Here is a 19,733-nt window from a genome sequence, read left to right as displayed (position 1 = left end):
AGAGTTGGCCTCACATCAGATCGGAGGGCAAGATGGGAATTCTGGAACGTAGCGACACAGGTGCCGTTGCCAGGCTGAAGATGAACGCGCCGGATCGCCTGAATGCCCTCAGCGAGGAGATGCTGGCCGCCCTGCAGGCGGAATTTGATGCGCTTCGAGAGGACAGTTCAATTCGCGTCGTTATCCTTTCCGGGGCCGGGAAAGGGTTTTGCGCTGGCCACGATCTAAAGCAGATGACCGCTGGTCGTCAGGCTGAAGATGGCGGAAAGGCCTATTTTCTGGATTTGTTCGCCCAATGCACCCGAATGATGCTGTCGATCCAATCCCTGCCCCAGCCTGTCATTGCACAGGTGCATGGGATTGCGACGGCTGCGGGTTGCCAATTGGTTGCCAGTTGCGATCTTGCGGTTGCTGCCGAAGGGACGCGGTTTGGTGTCAACGGTGTGAATATCGGCTTGTTTTGTTCAACGCCGATGGTGGCCCTCAGCCGCAATATCCCGCGCAAGCGTGCTTTCGAAATGCTGACAACAGGCGACTTCATCTCGGCGGAACGGGCGTCTGAACTGGGCCTGGTCAATCGCGTGGCACCTGAAATGTTGCTGGAACACGAGACACAGGCCCTGGCAGATCAACTGGCGACCAAGCTTGGATCAGCGGTGAAAATCGGGAAGCAGGCCTTCTATCAGCAGTTGGATATGCCGATCGAACAAGCCTATGCCTATACGGGTGAGGTAATGGCACAAAATATGCTTCACCGGGATACCGAAGAAGGCATATCTGCATTTATCGAAAAAAGACCACCAAATTGGGATCAATAAGGCGACGATATTAAACCTTTTTCGCCACTGTTCGTATTTTTGGACTTTTCAAAAGGGCGACACTGTGGCAATGCTGAGACAAGGCTAAGGCCTTGCTTAAACTTTTGGGTCGCCGTGGGCGGAAGGTCCCTCCGAGCTGGTTTCTCTCACTGGCGTTGACATTCCCGCAGCGGCGATCCCAAAAAACCTCCCCTTTTTCTTTCCCCTGATCAACACTCGTTTGCGTTGGCGTGCGCTCTGCCCTATGTGGCAGCACATGACACAGACATTGCATATCGTGGGCGGCGGCATGGCCGGGTCCGAAGCAGCTTGGCAAGCAGCGGAAATGGGCGTTGACGTGGTCATCCACGAAATGCGGCCCAAAGTTGGCACCTTTGCGCATCAAACCGGTAACCTGGCCGAGATGGTGTGCTCGAACTCGTTCCGATCGGACGATGACGAGCAGAATGCGGTTGGGCTGCTGCATTGGGAAATGCGCGCGGCAAACGGTTTGATCATGACCACGGCTGATGCACACCGCTTGCCAGCCGGTGGTGCGCTTGCCGTGGATCGCGACCCGTTTGCCGAGGCCGTGACCGCAAAGCTCAAGTCGCATGACCGTGTGCAGATCTCGGAAGAGGAAGTGACCGCCCTGCCCGATGATGGCAAATGGATCTTTGCGACGGGGCCTTTGACTTCGACAGCCCTCGGAGATTCGATCCGCGCGGAAACCGGAGCGGACTCGTTGGCGTTTTTCGACGCGATTGCACCAATCGTCTATGCAGACAGCATCGACATGAGCAAAGCGTGGATGCAATCGCGATACGACAAAGGCGAGACCGAGGAAGAGCGGACCGCCTATTTGAATTGTCCAATGGATCGGGAACAGTATGAGGCGTTCATTGATGCGCTGTTGGCCGCCGAAAAGACCGAGTTTCACGAAGGCGAAACTGCTGGCTATTTCGACGGCTGCCTGCCGATTGAGGTTATGTCTGAACGCGGGCGCGAGACTCTCCGACATGGCCCTATGAAACCAGTCGGCCTTACCAACCCGCATCAGCCTGATGTGAAACCCCATGCGGTTGTTCAGCTTAGGCGTGACAACGCGCTTGGTACGTTGTTCAACATCGTAGGCTTTCAGACCAAGATGAAATACGGCGCTCAGACTGAGGTGTTCCGGATGATCCCTGGTCTGGAAAATGCAAGCTTCGCGCGTCTGGGCGGTATCCACCGGAACACTTTCATCAATTCGCCCACGCTTTTGGATTCGCAAATGCGGTTGAAGTCCAAGCCCAACATTCGATTTGCCGGGCAAATCACTGGTGTTGAGGGTTATGTGGAAAGCGCGGCCATGGGATTGCTGGCGGGGCGTCTGGCCGCCGCGGAAATCCTTGGGCAGGATATGCCGACGGTCCCGCAGGACAGCGCCATGGGTGCCTTGATTCACCACATTACAGGCGGGGCCGAAGCAAAGACGTTTCAGCCCATGAACGTAAATTTCGGCCTGTTTCGTCCTGTTGATGGCCTCAAAGGGGGCCGCCGAGGGCGGAAAGACCGTTACAAGGCCTACACAGACCGTGCCAAGGTCGAGTGGTCCAAGTGGCTGTCACATTGCTGACTGGACGCAGCCCGTGTCAGCGGCCTAACATACGGGCATGAACGACGATTACCTAAAAGATGCGTATGGGCTGGACACACCCGAAGCCACGCGTGCGCACTATCAGAAATGGGCGTCGTCATACGATTCCGAAGTGGCTGCCCATGGCTATGTCACTCCCGGTCGCGTTGCCGAGGCGCTTTGGTCGCATATGCCCGAAGCTCAGACGCCTGTTCTGGACTATGGCTGTGGCACTGGTTTGTCCGGCGAGGCGCTGCACTCGGTTGGATTCAGGGTCATCGACGGCGTAGACCCTTCACCAAAGATGTTAGAAGGCGCCGAGGCCAAGGGGGTTTACAGACGGTTGTCGACGTTCGATCTGTCCGATCCAAACCCTTTGCAGCAAGGTGCGTACAAGGCGATTGCCGCCATTGGTGTCATCAGCGTCGGCGCCGCCCCGCCCGAGACATTTGATCTGTTGATGAATGCTTTGCCCAAAGGGGGTCTTCTGGCATTTTCATTCAATGATCACACACTTGCAGATCACACCTATACCTGTCGGCTGAACGATTGGCTGGACATGGGGGCGACGCGCCTGCTGTTTCGTGAGCATGGCCCTCATCTACCGGGCATGGACCTCAAATCAGATGTCTATATTGTTGAAAAGTCGTGACATTCGTAACTAGGTTTGCGCCCTCTCCGACGGGCCCCCTGCATCTTGGACATGCGTATTCGGCGCTTTTGGCCTGCGATATGGCCACGTCGCATGAGGGTTCATTTCTTCTCAGGATAGAAGACATCGACCGCGCACGTTCGCGTCCGCAATGGGAAACCCGGATTTTCGACGATTTACACTGGCTTGGAATTACTTGGCCCACGCCGGTTATGAGACAATCTTTGCGGCTGGATGTGTATGAGCACGCCCTTGAAACGCTCTGGAATAATGGTTTGCTTTATCCTTGTACGTGCAATCGCCGCGATATTGCTGCAGCAGTTGGGGCACCGCAGGAAGGTGCCCCTTTGCTTGGGCCTGATGGCATAATCTACCCGGGTACATGCCGGAAAAAATCGGATAGAACCGGACCGATGCCACGAACAGTACCGCTGAGATTGGACATGGTTGCGGCGGTGGATCGCACAGTTGATAAGTTTGGAAAATCAGCAGGGTTTCAAGAAGATGGAGCGGGGCCTGAAGGTGAAACCGGGTGGATTACTTTCAGCGGGCAAGAAATGATCGAAACGATCGGTGACGTCGTTTTGTCCCGGCGGGATATGGGCACTTCATACCACCTGTCCGTTGTATTGGATGACGCGGAACAGGGCGTTAGCCACGTGGTGCGCGGGCAGGATCTGTTTGAGGCAACACGGATCCACATTCTGTTGCAGTCTCTGCTTGGCTTGACCTCTCCGGTTTACCATCATCACAAATTGATCCGTGATGACACCGGCAAACGACTAGCAAAACGTGACGATGCGCGAGCGATCGCAAAGTACCGCGCCGAGGGCCAAAGCCCGGCGGATATAAGGGCGATGGTGGGTTTATGTCATAGGCGACATTAGTTCGATCTCGTCACCTTCCCGAACGGCAGTATAAAAACAGCTCCGCCGATTTGTGTGGCAGGCCGGGCCGGTCTGATGAACGAGAACAAGCAAGCAATCGCGGTCACAATCCACACGGAAATCCACCAACTCCTGCGTGTGGCCAGAGCTTTCTCCTTTGATCCAAAAGGACTGACGTGAACGCGACCAATAGGTGACGCGGCCCGTTTCCAGCGTTTTTTCAACGGCTTCCGCATTCATCCACGCCATCATCAGAACTTCGCCCGAAGTTTCGTCCTGAGCAATGGCAGGAATAAGACCCGCATCGTTATATTTCAAAGTGGTCGGGTCGAATGTGGCGGTTGCTTGCATCATAAAAACCTTTTGCATCCGGGTGGATGCTCACTATGTATGAGGAACAATCAACGAGGGAAAGCCATGTCCGGCGATAATGACCTGATTAAGTTATACTCTGGCCGAATTCTGGCGCTGGCTTCGGAAATTCCCCATTTGGACCGGCTTGAGAATCCGGACGCGACGGTGAAGAAACGCTCGCCTCTTTGCGGATCGACCGTGACCGTTGATGTCAAGGTTCAGGATGGGCGTGTTGCGGAATTTGGGCAGGATGTGAAAGCCTGTGCCTTGGGTCAGGCATCGGCCGCCGTTGTTGGGGGCGCTGTCATCGGCGCAACCAGAGCGCAGATAGAAACGGCGCGCGATCAACTGGCCGATATGCTCAAAAAGGATGGCCCTGCCCCTGACGCCCCGTTTGACGGGTTGGAGGTTTTGATGCCTGCCCGCGAATACAAGAACCGCCATGCTTCGATTCTACTTGCTTTGGACGCAACGGCCGAAGCGATGGAACAGGCTGAACAGGCAAACTGCGCGTAACCATAGTTTTTTCCGGCAATTCAGTCTAACCTCCTGCGAAATCAGGGGGAGTTTGTGATTTGAACAACTTGCTGGAACATTTCGTTACGCTTTGGGTTGTGATTGATCCCATCGGCACGATCCCCGTTTTCATTGCCGTTACCGCCGGGCTGGAGGCTGCAGCAAGGCGCAAGATGGCGTTGGTTGCATCAATTATCAGCGCTGGAATTCTTCTGTTCTTTCTAGTCTTCGGGCAATTGCTGATCGAGGCGCTGGATATCGGGCTGAACTCATTTCAGGTTGCAGGCGGCATTATTCTGTTCCTGTTCGCGCTGACCATGATTTTTGGCGAAAGCAAGCAGGACACTGAACAACGCGCCGCCGAGGAAGATATCAAAGACCAGATGCACCAGCACAACCCGGCCATTTTTCCGCTGGCGGTTCCATCTTTGGCCTCGCCCGGTGCTATGTTGGCCATCGTAATTCTGACGGACAACAACAGATACAGCGTTGCTGACCAGGGAATTACGGCACTTGTCATGATTTCGGTCGTGGCCATTGCATTTGTGCTTATGCTGCTGGCCGAGCCTATCATTCGGCTGATTGGTCATTCTGGTGCCGCGATCATAAGCCGTGTCATGGGGATGATATTGGCCTCTGTCGCCGTGAACTCTGTTCTGTCGGCGATGCTGGAAATTATGAAAACCGGGCAATTGTAAAAAAACCGCCGCACCTTCCGGGCGGAAAGGGCGGCGGCAGGATGTGCGTTTCTCGTGTGGGTCCGGAGGTCCGCACGGGGCCGAGGCAAGGCCCCTTCAAGGGAATTGGGACAGGCAGGTCACCCTTGACTGATATGGGGATGACAGCGCGGGTTTGGTCGGCACGAGATCGCAGGCAGAAAAGGTTAGAACGCTCCGGGCAGGTGGAGGGCAACCATCAGAATAACCACCAAAGAAACGGCACCGGCTGCATCCTGCAAAAGCGTAGATTGCGAGCGGGTGATGGCGGTCTTTATCTGGGTCAACATGGGTCACCTCCGGTCAGAGCTTTAATCCTTTGTTGACCTTTTGTTCTCACATTTCATTGAGTCGGTAAAGAACTTTTTGAGAACATTTGTGAACTAATGGTAAATTTTTCTCTAACCAACTGAAATCAAACGGATCGCCTGATCCTGCTTCATCAGCCACAGAAGAACACGCACCGCTTGCCCCCTGTCCGAGCTTAGTTTTGGGTCTTTCGCTAGGAAAGCTCTGGCATCCGTTTGCGCGATGGCCATCAGACCGGCTTGCCGCTCAAGATCAGCGATCCGAAATTTGGGTAACCCGGATTGGGCCGTCCCAATAAGGTCTCCGGCGCCGCGCATCTGCAGGTCTGTTTCGGATATCCGAAATCCATCCTCGGTTTCGCGCAGTACTTCCAGACGTTTGCGCCCGCCCTCACTCAGCGGGGGTTGGTACATCAACAAGCAGGTCGAATCCGCTTCTCCACGACCGACACGGCCTCGCAGTTGGTGTAATTGCGCCAAACCGAAGATCTCGGCGCGCTCAATGACCATGATGGTGGCGTTGGGAACGTTTACGCCGACTTCGATAACAGTGGTTGCGACCAGAACCTTGGTCTGACCTTCCTGAAACGCTTTCATGGCGGCGTCTTTGTCTGCCGGTGGCATTTGGCCATGCACCAAACCCACCACGTTATCCCCGAGAATTGCTCGCAACCGCTTGAAACGCTCTTCAGCGGCTGTGAGGTCCGATACTTCGGACTCGTCAACCAGCGGGCACACCCAATAGCATTGCCGCCCCTCGTCTATCGCCCGTCGCAGGTGGGTGATCACTTCTTCCATACGGTCTGTGCTGACAACAGCCGTCTTGATGGGTTTGCGGCCCGGAGGCTTTTCATCCAGAACAGACACGTCCATATCGCCATATTGGGCCAAAGCCAGACTGCGCGGGATTGGCGTTGCCGTCATCACCAATACATCGGCACCACGCCCTTTTTCGGACAGTTCCATCCTTTGCCGAACACCAAATCGGTGCTGTTCATCCACGATCGCCAGTCGCAAGTCGCAAAATTCTACGTCATTTTGGAAGACCGCATGGGTTCCGACCAGAATTTGAATGTCACCCTTTTTTAATGCATCCAATTTGTTGCGCCGTTCGCCCCCTTTATCGCGTCCTGTCAGTATCTCCAGAACAATTCCGGCCTCTTCGGCAAGGGGGCGCAGCCCTTCAAGATGTTGACGGGCAAGTATCTCGGTCGGAGCCATCATCACGCCCTGCCCTCCGGCCTCGACCGCGACCAGCAGCGCCATGAATGCCACCAGCGTCTTGCCGGCACCGACATCCCCCTGCAACAGACGATTCATCCGCGCGTCCGAGGCCAAATCCGCCGCGATCTGATCAATTGCCCGCATCTGCGCGCCGGTTGGCTTGTACGGAAGGCTCGCCAGAACCTTGGATTGAAGCGCGCCTGTTCCAACACTGACAACGCCCCTCGCCTTTCGCTCCCGTTGCCGGGCCAAAGCGAGGGTCATCTGATGAGCGAACAACTCATCATAAGCCAAGCGTTGTCTTGCAGGGGCATGGCTTGCGATATCATCCGCGCCTTGTGGGTTGTGGGCTGCTTTGACTGCAGTTGCCCAGTCAGGCCACTCTTGTTTGGTGACTTGCGCCGGATCAATCCATTCAGCCAGTTCAGGCGCATGGGACAATGCGCTACGAGCTGCTTTGTAAGCCGTCTTTTGCGTTATCCCCTGAGTCAGGTGATAGACCGGTTCAAACTCCGGTATGTCGCAGGCGTTTTCCAACGGAAGCATATGATCGGGGTGAACCATCTGGGCCATGCCGTCGAACAGCTCTAGTTTGCCCGATATCACCCGTCGCGATCCTTCGGGCAGAACCTTTTTCAAGTAATCTCCGCGTGCATGGAAGAAAACCAATTGGAAATCTGCCTGCGAATCCTCGACGTGAACACGATAGGCACCACCCTTATTGCGCGGCGGTCTATGCGGTCCCACCGTCACCTCAACCGTCAAGGTTGTCGGGAGATCAGCGCCCTGGATCGTATCCCTTTTACGTCGATCTATCACTGCATAAGGCAAACCGAAAAGCACATCTCGGGGTGTTTCAACCCCGGCCTGCACCATGGTTTGCGCGGTCTTGGGACCCACTCCTTCCAGTGTTTCTAGCCCGGCAAACAGTGGGAACAGGACTTCGGGCCTTCCGCTCATGACGCGCCGATCAAGGTCAGCCAGCCGTCTTCGTCCAGCGTTTGGATGCCCAATTCCGCCGCCTTTTTTGCCTTTGATCCAGCGCCCGGTCCAGCCACGAGCAAATCGGTTTTCTTACTGACCGAGCCGGATACTTTCGCACCCAGGGATTCGGCCCGTGCCTTGGCTTCGGCGCGGGTCATTTTTTCCAGTGTGCCGGTGAAGACAACCGTTTTGCCAGCCACAGGACTACCAGAGGTGTCGGGTCTAGTCGCTTTCTGTACGTCCAACTGCGCCACCAGAGCGTCGATGCTGGACCGCTCGGCATTTTGGGCAAATGCTGAAACTAATGCGCGGGCCATGATCTCTCCGATCCCGTCAATGGCCAGCAAATCTTCCCACTCAGGACCGACAAAATCCGCGGCGGCGGTGATGGCTTCTTCGAACTCGTCCCAGGACCCATAATGGTTGGCGATCAGGTTTGACGCGGCTTCGCCCATGTGGCGGATGCCCAGCGCAAACAAAAGACGTCCGAACGGTATGTCCCGCTTTTCATCAATCGCAGCCCACAGGTTACCAGCGCTTTGCGCGCCCCAGCCCTTGCGGTTCGCCAGCTTGTTTAAGTTAGCGGCGTCGCGGGTTTGCAGGGTGAAGATATCAACCGGGGTTCTGACCGGAAGGTCCGGGTCGTCATAAAACATCTCAATTTGTTTGGCACCCAGACCTTCGATGTCGAATGCCTTACGCGAGACAAAGTGCTTCAGCTTCTCAACGGCTTGGGCCGGGCAGATTATGCCTCCTGTACAGCGCCTTACGGCGTCGCCCTCCTCGCGCACCGCGTCGCTTTGGCATTCTGGGCAAGTCGTTGGGAACACATAAGGTTCTGCGTCAGCCGGGCGTTTCGAAATGTCGACATCCGCAAGTTTGGGAATTACATCACCTGCCCGGTAAACCTGAACCCAGTCGCCGATGCGAAAATCCTTACCCTCCCGAATAATCCCACCCTTGGCGTCGCGCCCGGCGATGTAGTCCTCGTTGTGGAGCGTCGCATTAGATACGACAACACCGCCGACTGTCACCGGATGCAGGCGCGCGACCGGGCTAAGCGCCCCTGTTCGGCCAACCTGAATGTCGATCGCCTCAAGCCGGGTCCATGCGAGTTCTGCTGGGAACTTATGAGCAATTGCCCATCTGGGTGTCGTTGACCTGAATCCAAGCCGAGATTGCAAAGACAGGTCATTTACTTTGTAAACGACGCCATCAATATCATACCCAAGCGTTGCGCGCTGCGCTTCGATACTTCGGTAGTGGTTCAGGATTTGGTCCTTGGTGTCACAAACGGCGGTCAGTGGATTGGTCGAAAACCCAAAACCGGCCAATCGTTCAATTGCGCCCATTTGCGTGTCGGCTAAAGGTTCGGATAATTCGCCCCAAGCATAGGCAAAAAACCTGAGCGGTCTCGATCGCGTGATTGCCGAATCCAGTTGCCTGAGAGATCCGGCAGCCGCGTTGCGTGGGTTGGCAAAAAGTTTGTCACCCAAAGCCTCCTGACGTGCATTCAGGTCCTCAAAATCCTTGTGAGACATGTAAACTTCGCCCCGGACCTCAAGAATATCGGGAGCATCTGATACGCTCTGGGGAACATCGGAAATCGTACGCGCATTTGCTGTCACGTTTTCGCCGACCTCTCCATCCCCTCGGGTCGCTGCCTGAACCAAAATTCCCTTTTCGTATCGGAGCGATAGAGACAGACCATCTATTTTTGGCTCCGCCGTAAAGGACAGCGGCTGCGTATCCGACAAACCCAAATATTTGCGAACTGAGCGGTCAAAATCGACGACATCTTCTTCGCTGAACGCATTTCCAAGAGACATCATTCGGACGGCGTGGGAGACCTTAGAAAACCCGTCAGAAGGTCGGGCACCTACCTGGTCGGATGGGCTGTCCGTTCTTTTCAGGTGCGGAAAGCGGCGTTCAATCTCAGCGTTTCGCTGTTTGAGGCTGTCGTACTCGGCGTCCGAAATCTCGGGTGCGTCTTCCGAGTGGTACAGTGTGTTGGCCTGTAAAATCAGCGGGGCCAGCCGCGCAAGCTCGGATCGGGCCTGTGCTTCTGTCAGCTCGGATACTGGTGTTGAATCGCTCATGCCCTCGCCCTGTCACGTAATCTTGGAACTCAGTGATAGGGCGAGGTTATTCTCACGTCCAGACGTGCCGTTCACAGACTGAAGGTACCGCTCTGAACCAACGGCCAGATTTCAAAATCCGGGTTACGCACCGACCGCCACCCGCCCGTCGACCATTCTGTTACTTTGTGGGTCTCGCAGGACGTATCCCCTGCCCCAAACTGTCTCGATATAGTTTTCGCCGCCCGTCGCGTTGCTGAGTTTCTTGCGGAGCTTGCAGATAAAGACGTCGATGATCTTGAGTTCGGGTTCGTCCATGCCGCCATAGAGGTGATTCAGGAACATCTCCTTGGTCAACGTCGTGCCTTTGCGCAAACTCAACAGTTCTAGCATCTGGTATTCCTTGCCGGTCAAGTGCACGGCTTTGCCTTCGACTTCAACCGTTTTGGCATCCAGGTTCACCGCGTCGCGGCCCGTGTGGATCACGGATTGGGAATGGCCCTTTGATCGGCGTATGATTGCGTGAATACGTGCAACCAGTTCTTCACGGTGGAAAGGTTTGGTCATGTAGTCGTCAGCACCAAAGCCGAAACCTTTGATTTTGCTTTCGGTGTCGTCAGCGCCGGATAGGATCAGGATCGGCGTTTCAACCCGCGCGATGCGTAACTGGCGTAATACTTCGTGCCCATTCATATCAGGCAGGTTCAGGTCCAGCAGGATCAGGTCGTAATCATAAAGTTTTGCTAGATCGATACCCTCCTCGCCGAGGTCGGTCGCATAGACATTGAGGTTGGCGTGGGTCAACATCAATTCGATGCTTTTCGACGTAGTGGGATCATCCTCGACAAGAAGTATACGCATTTACTGCTCCAATTCGGTTCAACGTACCAATTAGGTTAAGCCTGCTCAAAAATGGTTAACCTGACGTTACCGTTGAATCACTTATTCACTTTCATCTTTAGGTTGTCGATATTTTTTTAAATCCGTCACTTTCAGGGCGTCTTTTCCATGCTCCGCAACGGCCGAGACCCAGGAATTGAACTCCTCATCGCTCAACCCATACCGTGACTTTGCGACAGACAGCGTGATCAGGCCGTAAAGTACGCCGCGAACAACAACGATTTTTCGCGACGCCACCCATCGTGTCGTGTCCGCAGGAGGAAGGTCTGCGCGCGACAAAACCGTTCCATCCGGCAGGGTTACGGATCGTGGTCCTTCAACTTTGTGCAAATACATCTTCATAACCTTTTCTGCTGCGACAAAGCTGAAGCCAGCGTACTTAACGCTGGGTGAAACCACCCCTTGAGAGTGTGTAGAATTTTCCTATATTCTGCCGGTCTTTCTTAATCCGCACTGGAATCGTCATGGCCCTCGATACCGAGACACCGCTGAACTCGCTTGGCATTGCTAAACCCCCGTCGAAAACGCGGGTGGTTGTGGCCATGTCCGGCGGTGTGGACAGTTCTGTTGTGGCGGCACATCTGGCCGATCAGGGCTATGACGTCGTGGGTGTGACGCTGCAGTTGTATGACCATGGTGCGGCGCTGGCCAAGAAAGGCGCGTGCTGTGCAGGGATCGACATTCACGATGCGCGGCGCGTAGCGGAAGAACGCGGCTTTCCGCACTACGTTCTGGACTATGAGAATATCTTTAAGGACGCGGTGATCGACGAGTTTGCCGACAGCTATCTGGCGGGCGCCACCCCGGTGCCCTGCATCCGCTGCAATGAGCGGGTAAAGTTCAAGGACCTGCTGGAAACCGCCAAGGACCTTGAGGCTGACTGCATGGCCACCGGTCACTATATTCAGCGCAAGATGGGCCCGAACGGCCCGGAATTGCACAGCGCCGAGGATGCGAACCGCGATCAGTCCTATTTCCTGTTCTCGACGACGCCTGAACAGTTGGATTTCCTGCGGTTTCCGCTGGGCCACCTGCCCTCGAAAGACGCGACGCGCGAGATGGCGGCGCAATACGGGCTGGCCGTGGCCGACAAACCCGATAGTCAGGACATCTGTTTCGTGCCCGATGGCAACTATGCCAGCGTGATCGAAAAACTGCGCCCCGGTGCGGCTGAACCCGGCGAGATCGTCCATGCCGACGGTCGTGTGCTGGCACAGCATAACGGCGTAATCCACTATACGATTGGCCAACGGCGCGGGCTTGGCATTGGCGGCCTGAGCGAACCGCTTTATGTCGTCAAGCTGGACGTGGACAAGAAGCAGGTGGTTGTCGGCCCCAAGGAAATGCTGGCAACCCGTACAGTACCCGTGCGCGAAATCAACTGGCTTGGGGATGAGCCGTTCACGTCGCGCGAGGAATGGCATCTGAAGGTCAAGGTCCGGTCCACTCGCCCACCGCGCGAGGCGATCGTTCGCCCCCTGTCAGACACCACCGCCGAAGTCGAGCTGCTGACGCCCGAGGAAGGCATTTCTCCGGGTCAGGCCTGTGTCTTCTACGCGTCTGAAGGCAGCCGAATCTTTGGCGGCGGCTGGATTTGGCGCGGCTACTGATCCGCTAAAATCACATGGCGTCGGTTGGGCTGTTGATCAGGATATAAAGACCGACGGAAATCATGATGTAGGGGGCTATTCTGTCCAGTCGTGCGATGCGTGGACCAAGGTTTTGCGCACGAGGGGCACCCCAGCTCGCCAAGGCAACCAACCCGGTAAGCGCGAAGGCCGCACCGATCAGTGCGGTTACCCGGAACGCAGGTGTTGAATCCGCCAACAAAGGCGTCATCGCCGCAAGTGTGTCGATTGACAGGCTCAGAAACAGGACAACGACCGATGTGACCGCGCCACGCTCAGGTATCTTGTGATCATCTTTCCCGGACATCTGGTGCCAAATACCGCGCAGGCCAAGCGCAAGAGGAACAATCCCAAGATACCCGACCCAGTGCAGAAAGCTCGTTTGATCCAACCCGCTGGCAATAGCGAGCGACAAGGACAGGATCAGAACTTGCGCAACCGCAAAACCGATAACGGCGCGTGCCGTCTTCATCACCATTACCAGACCAAACAACATGACAAGGTTGTCCAAGTTGGTCGAAATCGTCACAATCCCGGCAGAAATGGCAAATAGAATATGTTCAACCATGGCGCGCGGGCAGCCTGTCCAACACCGCTCGTGCCGCACGAAGGCCCGGAGCCTCGCCGCCGCGTCCCAAACGATTCATTGTCACGTCCATCGCTGTCTGCTGCGCCTTGGGGTTGGAATAAACTTCAGCCAACGCCTCAGATATGAGTTCCGGAGTGCAGTCATCCAGCAGACGTTCCGGAACCGCATGGGTATCAGAGACTAGATTCACAAGCGTCACGGTTTTCAGCTTTACCATCCGCTCAGCTATTTTTTGGGTCAGCCAGCTTAGCTTGTAGGCGATGACCATCGGCGTATTTTGTGCGGCCAATTCCAGTGAAACAGTGCCCGAGGCTGCAAGCGCCAGATCCGCCGATGCAAACGCGGCCCGTTTTTCGGCTACGGCTTGATCTGTTGGCAGGTCGCGCGGGTCCACAACCACCGGATTGCCCGGCCAGTCTTTGAGATGTTCACGGACCGCATCGACCATATGCGAAACCGTCGGAACAACCACCCGCATGTCCGGGTGATCACAAAGAAAAAGCGTAAGCGCCTGCCCAAATACCGGAGCCAAGCGATCAACCTCACCCCGGCGTGAACCCGGTAGAGCAAGCAAAAGCGGAGCATCACCCAATTCATGGGCCGTACGAAAATTGGTGATTTCCTGATCCGAGGCGACCGGCTCATTGGCGACAGGGTGGCCGACAAAATCACACTCCATCCCCGCCCGTTCCATGTAGGGGGGTTCAAAGGGCAGCAGCGCCAGAACGTGATCAATGACTTTGGCCATTTTATCCGCACGCCCCGGTCGCCACGCCCATACGCTTGGGGCGACATAGTGTACGGTTCTGATATTGCTTTGAGCTTTGACAATCTTGGCGACACGCAAGGAAAAATCCGGGCTGTCGATTGTAATCAGAACATCCGGCTTCATATCCAAAACCGCCTGAGCAGTTTCGGCAATGCGACGTTTGAGGTGAAAGAACTTTGGCAGAACCTCGACCAAACCCATTACCGAGAGTTCCGACATTGGAAAGCGGCTTTTTAGACCCTGCGCCTGCATCAAGGGGCCGCCAACACCGTCGAACTCAACATCCGGAACAAGGCTGCGCAACCCTTCCATCAACGATCCGCCAAGACGGTCGCCCGAAGGTTCGCCGGCAACCAGAAAAACTCGCATCAGTTGGCCCGCTCGCGGACATATAGGAACAGGCCGAGGCGGTCGCATTCTTCAATGACACGCGCCTGATCCAACACAATGACACCGCCCTTTTCGATAACGATTCCGGTCAGACCCGCAGCCACGGCGCCCGAGACTGTGCCGGGGCCGATTGTTGGAAGATCGGCACGACGGTCCTGATCGGGTTTAGGGGCTTTGAACAAAACTCCTCCGTCCGCATCAGGGCGTTGGGTCAGCGATTGCAGCATCCAGTCAGTTCCAAAGATGCTTTCAATAGCAAGCGCTTGCCCTTTTGAGACCGCACAGGCCTGACCGATGTCGGCCGTTCCCATTGCGCGCAGAATACCAGCCGCCCTGTCTGCATCGGCCAGATCGCCATCCGACGGCTGCGTGTTAGTCAAACAACCAAGTTGCGGCAACAAGGCCGGAGCGATTTCATGTGCTGCGCGTACTGTCAGACCGGATTCTTCAAGAATGCCGATCACAGCGCGCAGCGCACTATCATCCCCGGACATCAGCGCCTGCTGAATCACGGGCACAAGAGGCAACGTGGCGGCATCAATGCGCGAGGGGTTTATCTGAGGCCGCTTTACAGCGCCCGCCATACAGATTTCGGTGACACCACGCCCTTTCAGATCGGCAATGAAACTGCCCAGATGCTCCAGCGGAAAGACGATATCGGCGGTAAGCTTATCTGGAGTGAACCCTTCCATCGCGCAAATGATCGGTTTGGTTTCGAGGTGGCCAACCACCTCATCCGGCAATGCGCCCGTTCCCGCAATCAGCGCCAGCATGGGTTACTTCCTCGGGGTCAGGAAAGAACGGTCTGTCTGTCCGGTGACAAAATCGACGATCCGTTGCACGTATTCGCTTTCGTTTTCTGCGCCGACACGCTGCGCACGTTCCATAAATGTGCCATCTCCCGTCGATAGCTCACGGAAGGCCGCGCGCAGGGCCGAGATATCCTCGCGAGAAACACCTTTGCGTTTCAGACCAACCAGATTCAGCCCGTCCAACTCGCCGCGCGGTGCCTGAACCAGCCCATAGGGAATGACGTCGTTCGGCACCATCGTCAGCGCACCGATGATCGCGCCGCGTCCGACACGCACCCACTGATGCAGACCAGAAATACCACCCACGATCACGTCATCTTCGATGATGCAGTGCCCAGCCGCACCGGCGTGGTTCACCATGATCACCCGGTTGCCGATCTGAACGTCGTGCGCCACGTGAACGCCTGCCATCAACAGACAATCATCCCCGATCCGGGTCACGCCGCCACCGCCATCCGTGCCCGTATTTACTGTCACATGCTCGCGGATTCGATTGCGCTTACCGATCTCAAGTCGGGTATTTTCGCCGCCGAATTTCAGGTCCTGCGGAATCTCACCGATCACCGAGAAATTGAAGATGACCGTTTCATCCCCGACCGAGGTATCGCCGGTTACGACCACATGCGACTTTAGCTCGACCCGGTCGCCCAGTTTGACCTGAGGCCCGACATAGCAGAACGGCCCGATGATGCAGTCTTCACCGATCTGCGCACCGTCTTCGATGATTGCGCTGAGGTGAATGCCGCTCATGTCGTTTTTTCCATGTCCCAATCAACATAAGCAGAGAATTCAGCTTCGGCGGCTACCTCGCCTTCAACAGTCGCGCGGCCGCTGAACTTGAAAATCTTACCGCCTTTTTTACCACGCACAGTTTCCACATGCATCTCAAGCACGTCGCCCGGTACGACTTTGCGGCGGAATTTGCATTTGTCGATATTCATGAAATAGATCAGCAGTTCGCTGTCAATCACATCCATGCCCACGCCCAACATCACACCGGCGGTCTGCGCCATCGCCTCGACGATGGTGACGCCCGGCATGATCGGAGTACCAGGAAAATGCCCCTGAAAATGCGGTTCATTCATGGTGACGTTCTTGATGCCAACCGCAGACTGATAGCCCGAGATGTTGATGACCTTGTCCACCAGCAGAAACGGATAGCGGTGCGGCAATATCCGCTGGATCAGCTGAATGTCTGCGCTCTTGGTTTCCGTACTCATGATGAAGGTGTCCCGTTCTGGATTTCTCTTTCCGGCGTGGTTAGCAACACCGCGACCCAAGGGCAAGCAAACCTATTCGTTCGCCTGGTTTTCTATTGTGCTTCCGTCCCCGATTACCACGTTAATCCGGGCAATCGCAGATTCGGTCACATCTGTGCGGTCCGAGCTTAAAAAAACACTTGAACGTTCTATAATGACAGTTGCTCCGGATTCACGAAGCAGGTCTATCAGCACGGGCTGAATCAACTCAAAAAACATCTGCTGGGCTTCTTCACTTCGCCGCGCAAGTGCGTCCAGCTTTGCCCGCTGCCCGTCCCGATGGGATTGCACCTTTTCATCGAATGCTTCAGCCAGCGGTCGAAACTCTTCCGGCGGAAGCTCAGCCCGTTGCTCTGTTAAGTCTTTTTCTTCACGACTAAGCTCAGCAACGATCCGTTCATTCTCTTCGGCCAGCAATGTGCCCTCAGCCTCGATCTCACGCAGGACACGTTGGCCAAATTCGGAATCTGCGAACAGACGCTCACTGGAAATCGTCAGAACCGCCGTTTGCGGAACCCCCAGTTGCTGAGCCTGAGCAAAACCGGCAAAGAAAATGGTCAAAAAAACACACAGGGCCCGAAGGGGGCCCTGCAGTTTAAGAGATAATGTGTTCATCATCCTCTGGTCAGAATTGTGCCTGAATGGTCAGGTCGAAATTCTGCTCCTGGTCGAAGTCTTCTTTCTTCAACGCCTTCGAGAAGTTGAACCGCAAAGGTCCAAACGGTGTTTCCCAAAGCACCGACACCCCTATGACGTGGCGAATTGAGCCATTTGCACCAACGATATCAGCACCGGCCGTATTCACATCGTCGATGTTATACAGGTTACCCACGTCATAAAACACGCCACCGCGTAGTCCCAGTTCCTCGGGCAGGCCCAGCGGGAAGTCCGATTCAAATCTAGCAACCCAGTAGTAGTTGCCGCCAATCGCGTCGTCCTGACCGTTGGACAGATCGCGCGGACCAAGACCCGCGGGTTCAAAGCCGCGGAACGTGTTCGGACCAAGCACAAACCGGTCGATCGTCCGGCTAAAGTCGTCGCCTCTCCAATGCAGTGCACCCGCTTCAAGCGTGGCACGCAAGACGACTTCTTCGCTGAGCACACGGGTTTGAGCGATCGCTCTGGCGGTTGATTTGTAGTACTCGTTGTCTCCGCCCAGTCCGGCGGCATCAAGACCAACTTCGAACAACACACCAGCATTCGGGTTCAGACCGCCAATCCGGCTGTCGTACACATAGGAAACGCCCAAGGAACTGGTTGTACGCTTACCCTGATCAATCTCTGACGAAATCACAGCGCCGTTTACTTCGTCATCCTGTTGCGTCATCTCGCTGCGGTCCCAGCCATAGCGCACGCGCAAGGCGGAAAGTTCACCAATCGAGTAGCTAAGCTGTGGGTTGAAGAAAACCCGTTCTGTGTCGTAGCTTGCAAAGCTCGAGTTCGTGGACGCAAGGCCCAGACCAAGATCAAAACGCAACCTACGTCCCAACAGGTAGGGTTCGGTGAAGTTCAGCGTATATTGCTCGGCATCCTGCGCGGTCGACAGGGTCACACCCAGGTTCTGACCTCGGCCAAGGAAGTTCGATTCATTCAGGCCGATCGCAATCCCGAAACCGTCTGAAACCGAGTAGCTACCACCAAGGCTCAGCGAGCCGGTCGGCTGCTCTTCCACGTCCACGTCAACAATGACCTGGCTGGCCGTCGAGCCTTCGCGCGGTTCAACGTCTGCCACCGCAAAGAAGCCCAGTGCACGGATACGTTCGGCTGCCTGCCGGATTTCGCGCGGATTGAACGGATCGCCTTCAACGGTGTCGAACTGACGGCGAATGACACGGTCCAGCGTTGTGGTGTTGCCTTCAATGTCGATGCGTTCAACAAAGATACGCGGTCCTTTGGTCAGGACGAACTGAACATCCAACGTCAGGTCGCGTGGGTTACGTGTGACACGCGGTTCGACGCGCAGGAAATCAACGCCCTGCTTGATACCCAAACGCTCCTGACGAGCGATCGAGTTCTCAACCAACGACGGTGAATAAGTCACACCGGGCTTGATTTTCAACGCCTGCTGATACGGAGCCGCATCGACGCCGGGAATTTCGCTGACAGTCGAGATTTTACCGAACGAGAACTTTTGCCCTTCGGTGATATTCATCACTAGGAAGAACGCATCACGTTCGCGGGTGAATTCCACATTCGCGCTGTTGACGCGAAAGTCGACATAGCCGCGAGACAGATAGAAATCGCGGATGACCTGTTTGTCGAATTCGATCCGGTCCGCGACAAACGTGTCGCCCCGCAGGAAAGTCCGCAGGAAATTGGCTTGCTTGGTCTCAAGCACCCGACGCAAGCGGCGGTCGGAAAACGCGCGGTTGCCGACAAAGCTGACGCGCTCAACCTCGATTGTCGTGCCTTCAGCAATTTCAAAGACAAGATCAACGCGGTTGTCGCTGCGGCGTATGATGCGCGGAATAACGGTGGCCGACACCCTGCCCTGTGCCGAATAAATCTCGGCGATCAGATCCGCGTCGGCTTCGGCGACTTGTGGCGTGAACACGCGGCGTGGCTGCGATGAGATCGCCTCGATCAGAACGTCATCCTTTACGCGGCGGTTTCCTTCGATGCTGATCTGGTTGATCGTCGGGTATTCCTGAACCTCGATCAGCAGAGTATTGCCGCGCGGGGTCAGTTCGACTGTCTCAAAAACACCACTGTCAAGCAAACGCTGAAACGCGTCGTTCAATTCTCCGGCGGTCACGGTCTGACCGGGCTGGATGCCAGTACGGGCAATAATTGTGGATGTTTCGATCCTACGGTTCCCGTCAACGTCGAAGGAATTGATGGTGTAACTCTGCGCCTGTGCGACCTGCGGTGCCGACACTAAACTCACTAAAACAATAAGGGAAAAAACGGATAGCGTTCGCCACAAAATATTGTTTATTAGCTTCTGCCCCCCGCAGGATGTGCCTGCGCCTCGCCTATCAGTCATATTTTTCTCTACCCAAATTTTCAGGACTTTAAGTTTGAGTAGCGGTATTCAGAAATCTTGTCAAAAGCCCAAAAAGTAAAGCGACCCAGAAGGTCGCCAACTGTTGTTTTTCAGTGGAATGCGAGAATCACATTGTGATCAAATAAGCGCATCCAAACATCGCCAAAGCGGTCGCGCCGAAGAACAGGATCGAGTCCCAGTTCAACAGGAATAGGAAGCTGAAGCTTTTATACGACTTTTGCAGGGCCCGTGTCATGGCATCCTCT

The 19,733-nt window shown here is 55.5% G+C and carries 21 protein-coding genes; 7 read left to right on the top strand and 14 right to left on the bottom strand.

The genetic code is table 11. The features are described from left to right. The first annotated feature begins 32 nt into the window (after positions 1-32). The 4 genes from GOX73_RS04120 to gluQRS all read left to right on the top strand — a co-directional run bounded on the left by GOX73_RS04120 (position 33) and on the right by gluQRS (position 3,954). Positions 33-818: an enoyl-CoA hydratase gene (locus GOX73_RS04120; protein ID WP_171125098.1), complete on the top strand. Its 786-nt coding sequence runs from the start codon at positions 33-35 to the stop codon at positions 816-818. 256 nt (positions 819-1,074) lie between these two features. Continuing rightward, positions 1,075-2,415, top strand: a complete 1,341-nt coding sequence (gene trmFO / locus GOX73_RS04115; RefSeq protein ID WP_171125100.1) for a methylenetetrahydrofolate--tRNA-(uracil(54)-C(5))-methyltransferase (FADH(2)-oxidizing) TrmFO — start codon at positions 1,075-1,077, stop codon at positions 2,413-2,415. Between the two features lie 37 nt (positions 2,416-2,452). Next, the gene (locus tag GOX73_RS04110) at positions 2,453-3,067 is read left to right on the top strand and encodes a class I SAM-dependent methyltransferase (RefSeq protein WP_171125102.1); all 615 of its coding nucleotides are present in this window, start codon (positions 2,453-2,455) and stop codon (positions 3,065-3,067) included. Further along, positions 3,064-3,954, top strand: coding sequence for a tRNA glutamyl-Q(34) synthetase GluQRS (gene gluQRS, locus GOX73_RS04105; protein ID WP_171125104.1), 891 nt, complete (start codon positions 3,064-3,066; stop codon positions 3,952-3,954). Before GOX73_RS04110 ends, gluQRS begins: the two co-directional genes overlap by 4 nt. On the opposite strand, the gene hisI is transcribed toward gluQRS, so the two are convergent. Continuing rightward, on the bottom strand, positions 3,934-4,323 hold the full coding sequence (gene hisI / locus GOX73_RS04100; protein ID WP_171134794.1) for a phosphoribosyl-AMP cyclohydrolase: 390 nt from the start codon (positions 4,321-4,323) through the stop codon (positions 3,934-3,936). The genes gluQRS and hisI overlap by 21 nt on opposite strands. A 48-nt stretch (positions 4,324-4,371) precedes the next feature. Here hisI and GOX73_RS04095 point away from each other — a divergent pair, with 48 nt between their 5' ends. Both GOX73_RS04095 and GOX73_RS04090 read left to right on the top strand, forming a co-directional pair. Continuing rightward, positions 4,372-4,824: an iron-sulfur cluster assembly scaffold protein gene (locus GOX73_RS04095; RefSeq protein ID WP_171134793.1), complete on the top strand. Its 453-nt coding sequence runs from the start codon at positions 4,372-4,374 to the stop codon at positions 4,822-4,824. Between the two features lie 59 nt (positions 4,825-4,883). Further along, positions 4,884-5,522: a MarC family protein gene (locus GOX73_RS04090; RefSeq protein WP_171121398.1), complete on the top strand. Its 639-nt coding sequence runs from the start codon at positions 4,884-4,886 to the stop codon at positions 5,520-5,522. Positions 5,523-5,707: 185 nt separating this feature from the next. On the opposite strand, the gene GOX73_RS20900 is transcribed toward GOX73_RS04090, so the two are convergent. The 5 genes from GOX73_RS20900 to GOX73_RS04070 form a co-directional block, all read right to left on the bottom strand. Beyond that, positions 5,708-5,830, bottom strand: a complete 123-nt coding sequence (locus GOX73_RS20900) for a hypothetical protein (protein ID WP_256367685.1) — start codon at positions 5,828-5,830, stop codon at positions 5,708-5,710. 111 nt (positions 5,831-5,941) lie between these two features. After that, positions 5,942-8,032: an ATP-dependent DNA helicase RecG gene (gene recG / locus GOX73_RS04085; protein ID WP_171125106.1), complete on the bottom strand. Its 2,091-nt coding sequence runs from the start codon at positions 8,030-8,032 to the stop codon at positions 5,942-5,944. Then, positions 8,029-10,155, bottom strand: a complete 2,127-nt coding sequence (ligA, locus tag GOX73_RS04080) for an NAD-dependent DNA ligase LigA (RefSeq protein WP_171125108.1) — start codon at positions 10,153-10,155, stop codon at positions 8,029-8,031. The genes recG and ligA overlap by 4 nt, the downstream gene beginning before the upstream one ends. Before the next feature lie 123 nt (positions 10,156-10,278). Beyond that, positions 10,279-10,995, bottom strand: a complete 717-nt coding sequence (gene ctrA / locus GOX73_RS04075; protein WP_171125110.1) for a response regulator transcription factor CtrA — start codon at positions 10,993-10,995, stop codon at positions 10,279-10,281. A gap of 81 nt (positions 10,996-11,076) precedes the next feature. Beyond that, the gene (locus GOX73_RS04070) at positions 11,077-11,370 is read right to left on the bottom strand and encodes a DUF1153 domain-containing protein (RefSeq protein WP_171125112.1); all 294 of its coding nucleotides are present in this window, start codon (positions 11,368-11,370) and stop codon (positions 11,077-11,079) included. 128 nt (positions 11,371-11,498) lie between these two features. On the opposite strand from GOX73_RS04070, the gene mnmA reads away from it, so the two are divergent. Beyond that, a complete protein-coding gene (gene mnmA, locus GOX73_RS04065; protein WP_171125114.1) occupies positions 11,499-12,644 on the top strand; it encodes a tRNA 2-thiouridine(34) synthase MnmA in 1,146 nt (381 codons plus the stop codon). Between the two features lie 10 nt (positions 12,645-12,654). Here mnmA and GOX73_RS04060 read toward each other — a convergent pair whose 3' ends face one another. The 8 genes from GOX73_RS04060 to GOX73_RS20895 all read right to left on the bottom strand — a co-directional run bounded on the left by GOX73_RS04060 (position 12,655) and on the right by GOX73_RS20895 (position 19,723). Further along, complete coding sequence (locus GOX73_RS04060; RefSeq protein ID WP_171125116.1) at positions 12,655-13,230, bottom strand: hypothetical protein; 576 nt, start codon at positions 13,228-13,230, stop codon at positions 12,655-12,657. Next, entirely contained in the window at positions 13,223-14,389 is a 1,167-nt protein-coding gene (lpxB, locus tag GOX73_RS04055; protein ID WP_171125118.1) for a lipid-A-disaccharide synthase, read from the bottom strand. The genes GOX73_RS04060 and lpxB overlap by 8 nt, the downstream gene beginning before the upstream one ends. After that, positions 14,389-15,183, bottom strand: a complete 795-nt coding sequence (locus GOX73_RS04050) for an LpxI family protein (RefSeq protein WP_171134792.1) — start codon at positions 15,181-15,183, stop codon at positions 14,389-14,391. The genes lpxB and GOX73_RS04050 overlap by 1 nt, the downstream gene beginning before the upstream one ends. Positions 15,184-15,186: 3 nt before the next feature. Continuing rightward, positions 15,187-15,972 carry an acyl-ACP--UDP-N-acetylglucosamine O-acyltransferase gene (gene lpxA / locus GOX73_RS04045; protein WP_171125122.1) on the bottom strand — a complete coding sequence of 262 codons (786 nt, stop codon included), beginning with the start codon at positions 15,970-15,972 and terminating at the stop codon, positions 15,187-15,189. Further along, the gene (fabZ, locus tag GOX73_RS04040; protein WP_171121388.1) at positions 15,969-16,442 is read right to left on the bottom strand and encodes a 3-hydroxyacyl-ACP dehydratase FabZ; all 474 of its coding nucleotides are present in this window, start codon (positions 16,440-16,442) and stop codon (positions 15,969-15,971) included. Before fabZ ends, lpxA begins: the two co-directional genes overlap by 4 nt. Before the next feature lie 72 nt (positions 16,443-16,514). After that, positions 16,515-17,042, bottom strand: a complete 528-nt coding sequence (locus GOX73_RS04035) for an OmpH family outer membrane protein (protein WP_254429113.1) — start codon at positions 17,040-17,042, stop codon at positions 16,515-16,517. A 64-nt stretch (positions 17,043-17,106) separates the two neighbouring features. Continuing rightward, complete coding sequence (gene bamA, locus GOX73_RS04030) at positions 17,107-19,467, bottom strand: outer membrane protein assembly factor BamA (protein WP_171125124.1); 2,361 nt, start codon at positions 19,465-19,467, stop codon at positions 17,107-17,109. Between the two features lie 127 nt (positions 19,468-19,594). Beyond that, positions 19,595-19,723, bottom strand: a complete 129-nt coding sequence (locus GOX73_RS20895) for a hypothetical protein (RefSeq protein ID WP_255431721.1) — start codon at positions 19,721-19,723, stop codon at positions 19,595-19,597. Between the last annotated feature and the right edge of the window lie 10 nt (positions 19,724-19,733).

This window comes from Ruegeria sp. HKCCD7221 (genome assembly GCF_013031225.1).
GTDB lineage: Bacteria > Pseudomonadota > Alphaproteobacteria > Rhodobacterales > Rhodobacteraceae > Ruegeria.
The sequence above is the reverse complement of the archived record's forward strand: the minus strand, read 5'-3'. Positions and strand labels throughout refer to the sequence as shown.